Consider the following 11,597-nt stretch of genomic DNA (forward strand, 5'->3'; position numbering starts at 1 on the left):
GTGACCTACGTCGAGCAGCGCTACGGCGGCGACCCGAACCGGGTCTTCGCCACCGGCTCGTCCTCCGGCGGCATGATGACCGACCACCTGCTCGCCCTGTACCCGGACGTCTTCAAAGCGGGCGCGGCGTTCATGGGCGTGCCCTTCGACTGCTTCGCCAACGCCGCGGACTACCCGCCCGGCAGCAGCCGGTGCACCGGCAACGGGGGCGCCAACCGCACGCCGCAGCAGTGGGGCGACGCGGTCCGGCAGGTGAACCCCGGCTACACCGGGACGCGCCCCCGCGTGCAGTTGTGGCACGGCACCAACGACACCCTCGTGCCGTACTCGCTGCTCCAGGAGTCGATCGAGCAGTGGACCGACGTGTTCGGCCTCGGCCAGACCCCCACGTCGACCGACACCCCGCAGCCCGGCTGGAACCGCCGCCGGTACGCCGACGCCTCCGGCACCACCCAGGTCGAGGCCTACAGCGTCCAGGGGGCCGGGCACACCCTGCCGTCCACCGGCATGGCGGCGCAGGCCGTCGCCTTCTTCGGCCTCGACGGCCCCGGAAACCCCACGACCACCACGACACAACCGGGCACCGGCGCGTGCAGGGTGTCGAGCAAGGTCAACGCCTGGAACAACGGCCTGACCGAGAGCATCACCATCACGAACACCGGCACCGCCCCGATCTCCGGCTGGTCGCTGGTCTTCACCCTGCCCAGCGGACAGACCATCACCTCCGGCTGGAACGCCACCTACTCCCCCACCTCGGGACAGGTGACGGCCAGGAACGCCGCCTACAACGCCACGATCCCCGCAGCGGGCTCGATCGACATCGGCTTCCAGGCGAGCCACAACGGCACCACCACCGCCCCGTCGTCCTTCACCCTCAACGGTTCGGCCTGCTCCACCTGACCGACGGCACGGGGGTCACTCGTGGTTGAGGGCCCCCGACCGGAACACCGCCACCTCCGCTCCGTCGAACCCCGACTCGCAGACGATCCCGGTCACCGCCTCGCGGATCCCCGGCACGTCGGCGAGGTGCGGGTCGAGTTCGACCCGCCCGACGTCGCCGAGGTCGCGCACGCGCAGGTCACGGGTCGGCGTGCCCGCGGCCGCGAGCCACGTCCGCACGGCCACCTCCGCGCGCTCGACCCTGGCCAGGCGCGCGGGGGTGATCGCCACGCCGTACCTCACCCGGCTCGCCAGGCACGGCAGCGCGGGCTTGTCCGCTGTGGACAGTCCCCACAGCGCGCTCACCCCGCGGACCTCGGCCTTGCTCATCCCGAGGTCCCGCAACGGGGTGTGCACGCCGATCTCGTCGCCCGCGCGGATGCCGGGCCGGAACGGGTCGCGCGCGTCGTCGGCGTTCGTCCCGGTCGCCACCGCCGTCAGGCCGTGGTCCCGCGCGACCGCCGTGATGGCGTCCAGCACGGTGGACTTGCAGAAGTAGCAGCGGTTCCGGCCGTTCACCGCGTAGTCCGGGTTGTCCAGCTCGCCGGTCTCCGGCGCGACGTGCCGCACGCCGAGGTCGTGGGCGAACGCCGCCGCGCCCACGAGTTCGGCGGTGGCCAGGCTCGCCGAGTCGGCGGTGACCGCGAGCACCGCCGAGGGGCCGATCGCGCGCACGGCGGCGGCGAGGACGAGCGCGGAGTCCGCGCCGCCGGAGAACGCCACAGCGAGCGGGCCGATGGCCTCCAGGTGGGTCACGAGCCGTTCGGCGGCAGTGCTCATCAGGGCTCCTCGGGGAGATCGGCGGCCATGGCCAGCACCAGGCGCAGCGGCAGGCCGGTCCGCCGGGCGACGGCCACGGCGTCCTCGTACTCGGCCTTGCTGTGGTGCGGCCCGTGCTTGCGCCGCACCTCCATCCCGTGCAGGTGCACGGTGTCGGTGGTCCGGGGCAGGGCCTTGCGGCTCACCTCGATCCGCCGCACGCCGAGCGTGCCCGACTCGGCGAACATCAGCCGCTCGACGTCGTCGGCGGTCTCCGGCGTCGCCAGGGCGTGCAGCACGTGGCCCGGTCTGCCCTTCTTCATCACGACGGGGGTGATCCAGCTGTCCAGCGCGCCGATGTCGAGCAGGCGGGCCAGCAGGTGGCCGAGCACCTCCCCGGTCACGTCGTCGAGGTTGGTCTCCAGCACCACGAGGTCGCGCACGTCGGCGGGGTCCCGGTCGCCGAGCCGCACCACCGCCACGTTGGGCCGGTCCGGCAGCGTCCGCGTGCCGACGCCGTAGCCGGTGGCGGCCATCCGCATCTCCGGCGGCGGGCCGTAGTCGGCGGCCACCGCGCGCAGCAGCGCCGCGGCGGTCGGCGTCACGGTCTCGCCGAGCAGCGAGGTGCCCACCACCCGCGCGCCCCGCAGCAGCGCCGAGGTCGCCGGGGCCGGGCACGGCAGCACCCCGTGCGCCGTGCGGACCGTCCCCGATCCGATCGGCAACGCCTCGCAGTGGACCGTCCGCACGTCCAGCGCGCGCAACGCGGCGGCCACGCCGACGACGTCCACGAGGGTGTCGTGGCCGCCGAGTTCGTGCAGGTGCACCAGGTCGGGGTCCTCGCCGTGCAGGTGGCCCTCGACCTCGGCGATGGCCCGCAGCGCCCCGACAGCGACGTCCGCCACCGCCGGGTCGCGCACCCGGCCCGCCATGGCGATCAACTCGCCCGCCCGGCGGCTCGTGGCGTCGTCGGTCACCGACACGACGGCCCGGCTGCCGGTGAGCCCGTGGGTGAGCACCCGCTCGACCGTCAGCTCCCAGCCGGTCAGGCCGGTGTCGGCGACGGCCACGCGGATCGCCTCCAGCGGCGCCCCGGCGTCGACCAGCGCGGCCAGCAGCATGTCCCCGGCCAGCCCGGTGAACGGCGAGATGACGCAGACCCGGCTCACGTCGTCCCCCTGCGCGCCACGCGGGACAGCCGGAACGCCGCCATCGCCGCCCCGAACCCGGAGTCGATGTTCACCACGGTGATCCCGGCCGCGCAGGACGCGTGCATCGCCAGCAGCGCGGTGACGCCCTCCAGGCCCGCGCCGTACCCGGTGGACGTGGGCACGGCGACGACCGGGCACGCGACCAGGCCGCCGACCGCGCTCGCCAGCGCGCCCTCCATCCCCGCCACCACGATCACGGTGTCCGCGGCGCGCAACCGGTCCTGTTCGGCGAGCAGCCGGTGCAGCCCCGCCACGCCGACGTCGGTGACGGTGGTGACGCCGATCCCGACCGCGGTGGCCACGGCGGCGGCCTCGTGCGCCACGGGCCGGTCGGCGGTGCCCGCGGCGGCCACGACCACGCTGAACCCCGTCGGCGCGGCCGGGCGCCACACCAGCAGCCGCGCTCCGCTGTCGTACTCACCGGACGGAACGGCCCGCAGCACGGAGGTCGCCACGCTCGCGTCCACGCGCGTCACGAGCACGGGACCGTCGTTGTGCCGCAACAGGGTCCGCACGATCTCGACGACCTGGCCCGGCGTCTTGCCGCTGCCGTAGACCACCTCGGGCAGCCCCTGCCGGGCCTCGCGGTCGACGTCGACCCTGGCGAACCCGAGGTCGACCGCGTCCTGTCCCACCATGACGGCTCCTCCTCAGGCGACGTACGGGATCGTTTGCGGGCCTTCGGGGAGCACGCACAGCCGGGCGTCCGGTCCGGCGGTGGCGAGCGCCTCGGCCACGGTGGCGGACACGTCCGCGGTCTGCCGCAGGTGCGCGGTGGCCAGCTCGGCGTCGCTGAGGTGCGAGGTGTGCACGACCACGCGGCAGTCGTTCTGGATGCGCGCCTGGATCTGCACCTGCCACTGGTCCGGCACGGTGACCGTCCGCGAGGAGATCTCCGCGAGCAGCGCCGCGGGCGAGTCCGCGGAGGCGAGGACCTCGCGGTAGGACCCGTGGTCGGGGAAACCGTCGCGGCACTCGGCCGCGCAGACGATCACACCGCCGGGCTTGGCCACCCGGTAGGCGGCCGACATGCCCTTCACCGACTGGTAGAGGTTCTGGTCGAGCGGGTAGCCGGAGTTGGTCGTCACGACCACGTCGAACAGCTGGGGCACCGGCCGCATGGCGACCTCACGGGCCGTGCGCACCGCCGCGGCGTGCATCGCGAGGATGTCCCCGCCGAACGCGGCCACGACCTCCTTGTCCTGGTTCAGCACCACGTCGAACCCGAAGGTCACGCCGGTGGCCTCGGCGATGGCGCGCACGTCGTCGTGCACCGGGTTGCCCTCGACGATCCCCCACGTCGCCCGCGGGTGCCCGATCCGGCGCGCGTCGTGCAGCACGAGCACCGTCTCCAGCGCGGCGAGGCCGGGGGCGACCAGCTTCGGTCCGCCGGAGAACCCGGCGAAGAAGTGCGGTTCGACGAACCCGGTCGTGATCCGCACGTCCGCGTCGACCCACTCGCTGTTGAGCCACACGGGCACGCCCGCGCCGAACTCGCCCAGCCACGTCAGGCTCTCGCGATCGCGGGCGTCGTGGTTGACGATCCGCACCGCGTCGACCACCTCGTCGCCGAACATCGCGCGCAGCTCGGCGTCGGTGTTGCCGCGGTGGGTGCCGGTCGCGACCAGCACCACGACGTCGTCGAGGTCGACCAGCCCGTCCAGCTCCGCCAGGATCGCCGGGATCATCAGCTCGCGGGGCTGTGGCCGGGTGATGTCGCAGGCGGAGATCGCCACGGTCTGGCCGCGGCTCACGCGGTCCCGCAGCGGCGGCCCCGCAACAGGTTCCCGCAGCGCGCGGCGCAGGACCTCGCGCGGCGGCGCGGTGACCGGGTGGTGCCGAGGCGTCACCACGGTGGTCACGGCCGGGTCGACGAGCAGGTCGAGCCCCGTCTCGCCGTAGGCGAGCCGCACGGTCTCCATCAGCGCTCCCCCAAGCCGTAGACGCGGGTGGCCGTGCCGCCGAAGACCTGGTCGCGCTCGGCGGCGCCGAGACCGTCGGTCAGCAGCCAGGCGGTGTCGAGGACCTCGTCGTAGGACGCGGCGAGCAGGCACACCGGCCAGTCGGTGCCGACCATCAGCCGGGACGGGCCGAACACCTCCAGCGCCACGTCCACGAACGGCCGGAGGTCGTCCACCGTCCACACCGGACCCGCCTCGGTCACGAGCCCGGACACCTTCGCGACCACGTTGGGCAGCGCGGCCAGCTCGTCCAGCCAGGCCGCCCACGGTTCGAGCACGCGGCCCGCGATGTCCGGTTTGGACAGGTGGTCCAGCACGAACACCAGGTCCGGCACCGCCCGCGCCGCCGCGACGGCCGAGGGCAACTGGTGCGGCCGGGTCAGCACGTCGTAGACGAGCCCGGCGTCGCGGACCGCGCGCAGTCCGGCGAGCACGTCCGGGCGCGCCAGCCACCGCGGGTCGGGCTCGGGCTCCACCAGGTGCCGGACGCCCACCAGCCGGTCGCCACCGGGCCCGTGCCGCAGCCGGTCCAGCCGCTCGGCGATGTCGGGCGCGGTGAGGTCGACCCACCCCACGACCCCCTCGACCAGGTCGGACTTCCCCGCCAGCGCGAGGAACTCAACGGTCTCGTCCATGTCCGGCAGCACCTGCACCAGCACCGTGCCGTCGACGCCCGCGGCGCTGGTGGCCGCGCGCAGAGCGGGCTCGCCGAAGTCGCGGTGGATGGGGTCCAGTCCGGCGAGCCAGTCCTGGGGCCGGGCGGCGAGGTCCCACAGGTGGTGGTGGGCGTCGATCCGGCGCACCGCGCTCACCCCCGCCCACCCGGTGCCGCGGGAGCCGCCGAACCGGGGTCGTCCACTCGCAGCAGTCGCATTCCGCTCCTCATTCGGGTCGAAGGTGTCCTGGTCGTTCGGGGCGCTCCAGGCGGTCCGGCCCACCCGCACCGCCTCGGCGCACGAGCCAGGCCTCGGTGATGTGGGTGGACATCGCCTCGGCGGCGCCGAGCGGGTCACTGGCCGCGATCCGATCGCAGACGCGGCGGTGGCCGAGGTTGGAGGCCGCGCACAGGTCCCGGTCGCTGCGGCCCGTGTACCGGGCGGTGGAGCCGACCTGGCTCTCCAGCGCGCGCACCACGCCCCTGGCGATGCGGTTGCCGGACGCGCGCATGATCCGGTCGTGGAAGAGCCGGTCCTGCTCGCGGTAGGCGATCGGGTCCTCCACCAGGCTGTCCATCAGGTCCACGAGGGCGCGCAGCGCGTCCACGGTCTCCCGGTCCGCGGTCCGGGCGGCGACGAACGCCATGTCGGCCTCGAGCAGCCGCCGGGTGACCACGACGTCGTCCAGGACGCCCGCGGTCTCGTCCGCGGCGACGACGGCCCCGAGCACCACCTCGTCGAGCGTGTTCCACATCGCCTCCGGGGTGACCAGCGTGCCCGTGCCCTGGCGGACCTGGACCATCCCCTTCTCCTGCAACACCTTCACCGCCTCGCGGACGACCGTCCTGCTCACCGAGAAGGCCTCGCACAGCGCGGGTTCCGGCGGCAGGGACGTCCCGACGGGGTGGTCGCCGCGGACGATGCGCCCCACGAGCTCGGCGGTGACCGCGCTGGCCAGGTTCGCGGGCCTGCGGGCCCAGGTCGGGGCGGCGGTCGCGAGCAGGTCGCGGTCTGGTGCGTTCATCGATCCTCCGTCCACGCCTGGGGCGTGCCGGCGAGTGTACTGCTCCGAGGCGGTTGACGTCATACGTCATACGAATTATGTTCACCGCACCTCGTCGGGCTGTCGCACCGCCCGACCACCCTCTCGGGAAGTGAGCCGGCAATGAAGCAGCGCGCACTGTGGTCCGCTGTCCTGGTCGCGGGAGTGATGGCGACCGCGGGTTGCGGGAGTGCCGCCGGTCCGGGATCTCCGGCAGGCGGCGCGAGCGGCAAGCTCGTGGTCTGGGACTGGAAGTCCGGCGACGCCAAGGCGAAGGGCTACGTGGAGAAGGCCAAGGCCGACTTCACGAAGAACCACCCCGGTGTCGAGGTGGAGTTCGTGGCCCAGCCGTTCGAGCAGTACTACACCCTGCTCGGGACGGCGATCCAGTCCGGCAAGGGGCCGGACGTCATCCTCTTCAACGGGGGCGGCCAGATCCGCGACCGGTCCGACGCGCTCGCCCCGCTGGACCCCTACGTCGCCGACGACAAGAAGCGGCTGTCGGGCTGGGACGCGTTCACCAAGGACGGGAAGACCTACGCGGCGCCGGTGACCCTGCAAGGGCATCCCCTGTACTACAACAAGGACCTCTACCAGAAAGCCGGACTGAACCCGGATTCGCCCGCCAAGACGTGGGCCGACTTCGTGAAGGACTGCGGGGTCATCACCCAGAAGACCGGCGCGAAGTGCCTGGCACTGGGCAACAAGGAGGGCTACGGCATCCAGTTCTTCCTGTCCGCCATGGGATCGGCGACGCTCACCGCGCAGGAGTACGACGACTGGATCGCGGGCAAGCGGAACTGGACCTCGGCGAACGTGAAGCGGGTCTTCGAACTCTGGAAGGAGGCCAACGACGCCGGCCTCAACAACGACGGCGTCAACTCGACCGCGATGTTCAACGACGAGTTCGCCCTCTTCCAGTCCGCCAAGGCCGCCAACGTCATCGGCCTGATGTCGGACGTGGGGCACTGGAAGGACTTCGCCGACTTCATCGCCCCGGACAAGATCGGCGTCATGCCCGCCCCGGTGGTCAACCCCGCCGCGACCCCGAGCCTGCCCTACGACGGCGGCATCGGCTACGCGGTCGCGAAGTGGACCAAGGACCCGAAGCTGGCCGCGGACCTGGTGCGCTCGCTGACCTCCACCGACGCGCTGAAGACCTTCTACCTCGACGGCGGCGCGATCACGTCCGACACCTCGATCGACGTGTCGGCGGGCGGGCCGTCGGTCAAGACGATCGTGTCCGAGGTCAAGGCGGGCAAGCCCGCGCTGCACGTCGCCCTGTCCTCGAAGACCCTCGAACTGATGGGTCGGCTGTCCCAGCAGCTGCTCAGCGGCTCGACGACCGTGGACGACGTGGTGCAGCAGTTGGCCGCCTCCGACACGGCGGGCTGACCGACGTGGCGGCACCCTCCCTGTCCCCCACCGGAGTGGCCGCGGGCGTCCGGCCCGCGACCCGGCGCACCCGCGTCGGGTCGCGGGCGGAACGCCTGGCGCCCCTCGTACTGGTGGCGCCCGCCGTCCTGGTCCTCGTCGTGCTGCGGCTGTGGCCGCTGCTGCTCGGGATCAACTTCTCCTTCACCGGCGACGGCGACCTCGACGGCACGGCGGTCGGCCTCGACAACTACCTCACGTTGTTCGACGACCCGCTCTTCCGCACCGCGCTGGGCAACGTCGGCCTGCTGGTGCTGCTGCTCCCGGTCGCCGTGGCGATCCCCGGCCTCCTCGCCACGTTCATCTACCTGCGGGTGCCGGGGCACCGGCTCTACCGCGGCGTCTACTTCTTCCCCGCCGTGCTCTCGCCGGTGATCGTCGGCGCGATCTTCACCCTGCTGCTGTCCTACGACGGTCCGCTCAACACGCTCCTCGGCGGCGTGGGCCTCGGTCCGGTGGACTGGCTCGGCGACCCGGACGTGGCGATCTTCGCGGTCGTCGGCGTGCACGTCTGGGCGACCTTCGGCATGGCGCTCATCGTCTTCCTGGCCGGGTTCGCCACCCTCGACTCGTCGCTGCTCGACGCGGCCAAGGTGGACGGTGCCTCCCTGCCGCAGACCATCCGGCACGTCATCGTCCCCGGCCTGTCGAGGACGATCCAGTTCGTCTTCGTCACCACGATGATCGGCATGCTCACGTCGATGTTCGGCCTGCTCTTCGTGATGACCAGCGGCGGACCCGAGGGCTCGACCTACCTGCCGGAGTACTACATCTGGACCCAGCAGGGGCAGATGAACCGGCCCGCGCTCGCCTCGGCGGCGTCGACCGCCCTGTTCCTGATCATGCTCGTGGTGGGGCTGGCGCAGATCGCCCTCCTCCGCCGCGCCGCGGGCAAGGAGGACTGATGACCGGCTCCCGGTTGACCAGGTGGGTCGTGGCGGTGCCGATGGCCGCGCTCGCGCTGGCCACGGTCTACCCACTGCTGTTCACCGCCAACGTCGCGATGAAGACCCGGCGCGACTACACCCTCGACCGCTTCTCGCTCACCGACTCGCCGCGCCTGGACAACGTCGTCAAGGCGTGGACGAGCGTGGGGATGTCCCGGTACTTCGTGAACTCGGTGGTCGTCGTGGCGTGCTCGGTCGCGCTGTTGCTGCTGCTCGGGTCGATGGCGGGGTTCGCGCTCGGCAGGCTGCGGTTCCGCGGCTCGTCCGCCCTCTTCCTCGGCGTGCTGGCCGCGCTGTTCGTGCCGTTCCAGGTGATCATGGTCCCGCTGGCGCGGATCATGGCGGACAGCGGGCTCGTCGACACCTATCCGGGACTGGTGCTGGCGTACGTGGCGCAGTTCCTGCCGTTCACGATCTTCCTGCTGGCGAGCTACTACTCGACCGTGCCGTCGGAGATCGTCGACGCCGCGCGCATCGACGGCAACACCCTCTACGGCGTGTACTGGCGGATCATGCTCCCGATCGGCGCGCCCGCGCTGCTGTCGGTCGGCGTGCTCAACGCCCTGTTCTGCTGGAACGACGTGCTGATCTCGCTGCTGATGATGCCGTCCGCCGAGCACCGCACGCTCATGGTCGGGGTCACGTCGTTGCGCGGCCAGTACTCCGACGACATCCCCACGTTCGCCTCGGGGGTGCTGATCGCCGCCCTCCCCGTCCTGGTCGTCTACCTGTTCCTGCAACGCCAGATCGCCGACGGGGTCACCGCCGGGTCCACGAAGGGCTGACATGCGCATCACCGGGTACCGGATCCTCACCACGGTCCAGGACTGGGGCCGACCGATCGGCGACGCCAACGGCGTCTACGCCGACGGCCGCGTCCGGGTGCCGATCGTCCTCGTCGAGACCGACGCGGGCCTCACCGGCGTCGGGCTCGGGTCCCACGTGGAGATCGAGAGCGTCTTCACCGCCATCGAGGGCGAGGACCCGCGGTCCGTGACCGCCCTCTACGACCGGATGCTGCGCCGGACGTTCAAGGCGGGCCACGCGGGGCCGGTGTTCGGCACGATCGGCGCGCTGGACACCGCGTTGTGGGACATCAAGGCCCAGGCGGCGGGGGAACCGCTCTGGCGGCTGCTCGGCGGTCGCGACCGCCGGGTGCCCGCCTACGCCTCCGGCCTGGACATCGGGCTGGACGACGAGGAGTTCGCCGCGGCCTACCTCGCCTACGCCGACCGCGGCCTGCGGGCGGCGAAGATCAAGGGCGGTCTCGACGTCGACCGGGACCGGCGTCGCCTCACGCTGGTCCGCGACATCCTCACCGAGGCCGGGCGCGGTGCCCGGCCGAGCCTGATGCTCGACGCCAACGAGACGTGGACGCGCAAGCAGGCCGTCCGCCACGTCGCGGAACTCGAGCGGACGCTCGACCTGACCTGGGTCGAGGAGCCGGTGCGGCGCTGGGACGTGGAGGGCAACGCCGCCGTCGGCCGCGGCATCCGCGCCTCGGTCGCCACCGGCGAGAACCTCAGCGGCCTGGAACAGCACCGCCCGCTCATCGCCGCCGGGGCGGTCGACGTCGTCCAGACGGCCGCGGTCTGGGGCGTGACCCACTTCCTCCGGGTCGCCACCCTCGCGCACGCCCACGACCTGCCCGTCAGCCCCATCGGCACCACCCCGGTCGGCCTGCTGCACGCCGCGACCTCGGTGCCCAACCACCTCGTGAGCGAGTTGCAGGACCTCCGGCCCGCGCTGGGGCTCTCGCTCGACCACCACGTCGAGGACGGCGCGTTCGTGCTCGGCGACAGTCCCGGCCTCGGCCTGCGCGTGGACGAGGAGACCATCGCCGCGTCGGCCCACCTGCTCCCCCACCCGATGTCCGGCGGCGCCCACATCCGCCCCGAACGCGCGGGCCACCGCCTGCTCCCGGCCGGGGTCGACGAGGAGGCCGTCCTCAACGCCTGACCGTCAGCGGAGCACGTGCTCGCGCAGCCAGCGCTCGGTGGTGGTGATGTGCACGAGGGCGGCGGCGTGCGCGAGCGCCGCGTCGCGGTCGACCAAGGCGTGGAAGATCGCCTCGTGCTCGGCGAGGGTGCGGCTCGCCGCCTCGTCGTCGACCAGTCCGCGCCAGACCCTGGCGCGGACCGTGCGGCTGGAGATGCCCTCCAGCAGGGTCGCCAGCGTGGCGTTGCCGGTGGCCGCGACGACCGCGCGGTGGAACGCGGCGTCGTGCACGTTGAGCAGCTCCACGTCGTTGCGCGCCGCGCGCATCGCGTGCAGGTGCCGCTCGACCTCCGCGAGTTCGCCGTCGGAGATCCGGGAGGCGGCGAGGCCGGTCGCGACCGGCTCGAACAGCCTGCGCACCTCGGTCAGCTCGAGCAGGGTGTCGCCGCGCAGCAGCTCCACCGCCGAGGAGATGCCGCCCAGCAGCAGTTCCGGTTCCAGGCTGGTCACGTAGGTGCCGTCGCCGCGGCGGATCTCCAGCACCCGCGCGACGACCAGCGCCTTGACCGCCTCGCGCATCAGGTTGCGGGACAGCCCCAGCTCGGCGGCCAACTGCTGCTCGGGCGGCAGCTTGGAGCCGGGGGCCAGCTCCCCCGACTGGATCAGGTCCCTGATGCGGTCGATGGCCTTGTCGGTCAGTGACATCGGTG

At 72.7% G+C, this 11,597-nt stretch carries 12 protein-coding genes; 5 read left to right on the forward strand and 7 right to left on the reverse strand.

Annotated features, from left to right (window positions below):
• The coding region (locus ACFWW9_RS27235; RefSeq protein ID WP_390383681.1) for a cellulose binding domain-containing protein at positions 1 to 900 on the forward strand (900 nt) is incomplete at its 5' end.
• A gap of 15 nt (positions 901 to 915) precedes the next feature.
• On the opposite strand, the gene ACFWW9_RS27240 is transcribed toward ACFWW9_RS27235, so the two are convergent.
• The 6 genes from ACFWW9_RS27240 to ACFWW9_RS27265 form a co-directional block, all read right to left on the reverse strand.
• Positions 916 to 1,719, reverse strand: coding sequence for an ExsB family transcriptional regulator (locus ACFWW9_RS27240; protein WP_390383683.1), 804 nt, complete (start codon positions 1,717 to 1,719; stop codon positions 916 to 918).
• Positions 1,719 to 2,867, reverse strand: coding sequence for a nickel pincer cofactor biosynthesis protein LarC (gene larC / locus ACFWW9_RS27245; protein WP_390383685.1), 1,149 nt, complete (start codon positions 2,865 to 2,867; stop codon positions 1,719 to 1,721). The genes ACFWW9_RS27240 and larC overlap by 1 nt, the downstream gene beginning before the upstream one ends.
• Positions 2,864 to 3,547: a nickel pincer cofactor biosynthesis protein LarB gene (gene larB / locus ACFWW9_RS27250; protein ID WP_390383687.1), complete on the reverse strand. Its 684-nt coding sequence runs from the start codon at positions 3,545 to 3,547 to the stop codon at positions 2,864 to 2,866. The genes larC and larB overlap by 4 nt, the downstream gene beginning before the upstream one ends.
• 12 nt (positions 3,548 to 3,559) lie before the next feature.
• A complete protein-coding gene (gene larA, locus ACFWW9_RS27255; protein WP_390383689.1) occupies positions 3,560 to 4,831 on the reverse strand; it encodes a nickel-dependent lactate racemase in 1,272 nt (423 codons plus the stop codon).
• Entirely contained in the window at positions 4,831 to 5,682 is an 852-nt protein-coding gene (locus ACFWW9_RS27260; protein ID WP_390383691.1) for an amidohydrolase family protein, read from the reverse strand. Before ACFWW9_RS27260 ends, larA begins: the two co-directional genes overlap by 1 nt.
• A gap of 70 nt (positions 5,683 to 5,752) precedes the next feature.
• Complete coding sequence (locus tag ACFWW9_RS27265; protein WP_390383693.1) at positions 5,753 to 6,550, reverse strand: FadR/GntR family transcriptional regulator; 798 nt, start codon at positions 6,548 to 6,550, stop codon at positions 5,753 to 5,755.
• A 141-nt stretch (positions 6,551 to 6,691) separates the two neighbouring features.
• On the opposite strand from ACFWW9_RS27265, the gene ACFWW9_RS27270 reads away from it, so the two are divergent.
• From ACFWW9_RS27270 to ACFWW9_RS27285, 4 genes are read left to right on the forward strand one after another with little or no spacing between them, the layout of a single operon-like run.
• Positions 6,692 to 7,963 (forward strand): ABC transporter substrate-binding protein, encoded by a 1,272-nt coding sequence (locus tag ACFWW9_RS27270; protein ID WP_390383695.1) that lies wholly within the window; start codon positions 6,692 to 6,694, stop codon positions 7,961 to 7,963.
• 5 nt (positions 7,964 to 7,968) lie between these two features.
• Positions 7,969 to 8,907: a carbohydrate ABC transporter permease gene (locus tag ACFWW9_RS27275; RefSeq protein ID WP_390383697.1), complete on the forward strand. Its 939-nt coding sequence runs from the start codon at positions 7,969 to 7,971 to the stop codon at positions 8,905 to 8,907.
• Entirely contained in the window at positions 8,907 to 9,734 is an 828-nt protein-coding gene (locus ACFWW9_RS27280; RefSeq protein WP_390383699.1) for a carbohydrate ABC transporter permease, read from the forward strand. The genes ACFWW9_RS27275 and ACFWW9_RS27280 overlap by 1 nt, the downstream gene beginning before the upstream one ends.
• A 1-nt stretch (position 9,735) precedes the next feature.
• Positions 9,736 to 10,908, forward strand: coding sequence for a mandelate racemase/muconate lactonizing enzyme family protein (locus ACFWW9_RS27285; RefSeq protein WP_390383701.1), 1,173 nt, complete (start codon positions 9,736 to 9,738; stop codon positions 10,906 to 10,908).
• Positions 10,909 to 10,911: 3 nt separating this feature from the next.
• On the opposite strand, the gene ACFWW9_RS27290 is transcribed toward ACFWW9_RS27285, so the two are convergent.
• Positions 10,912 to 11,592: a FadR/GntR family transcriptional regulator gene (locus ACFWW9_RS27290; protein ID WP_390383703.1), complete on the reverse strand. Its 681-nt coding sequence runs from the start codon at positions 11,590 to 11,592 to the stop codon at positions 10,912 to 10,914.
• Between the last annotated feature and the right edge of the window lie 5 nt (positions 11,593 to 11,597).

Origin of the sequence: Umezawaea sp. NPDC059074, assembly GCF_042738955.1 — a bacterium.
Lineage (GTDB): Bacteria > Actinomycetota > Actinomycetes > Mycobacteriales > Pseudonocardiaceae > Umezawaea.

Coding starts and splice junctions, on each gene's coding strand:
- ACFWW9_RS27240 (WP_390383683.1), bottom strand. CDS start 1,719: ATGAGCACTGCCGCCGAACGGCTCGTGACCCACCTGGAGGCCATCGGC.
- ACFWW9_RS27285 (WP_390383701.1), top strand. CDS start 9,736: ATGCGCATCACCGGGTACCGGATCCTCACCACGGTCCAGGACTGGGGC.
- larA (WP_390383689.1), bottom strand. CDS start 4,831: ATGGAGACCGTGCGGCTCGCCTACGGCGAGACGGGGCTCGACCTGCTC.
- ACFWW9_RS27265 (WP_390383693.1), bottom strand. CDS start 6,550: ATGAACGCACCAGACCGCGACCTGCTCGCGACCGCCGCCCCGACCTGG.
- ACFWW9_RS27280 (WP_390383699.1), top strand. CDS start 8,907: ATGACCGGCTCCCGGTTGACCAGGTGGGTCGTGGCGGTGCCGATGGCC.
- ACFWW9_RS27270 (WP_390383695.1), top strand. CDS start 6,692: ATGAAGCAGCGCGCACTGTGGTCCGCTGTCCTGGTCGCGGGAGTGATG.
- ACFWW9_RS27290 (WP_390383703.1), bottom strand. CDS start 11,592: ATGTCACTGACCGACAAGGCCATCGACCGCATCAGGGACCTGATCCAG.
- larB (WP_390383687.1), bottom strand. CDS start 3,547: ATGGTGGGACAGGACGCGGTCGACCTCGGGTTCGCCAGGGTCGACGTC.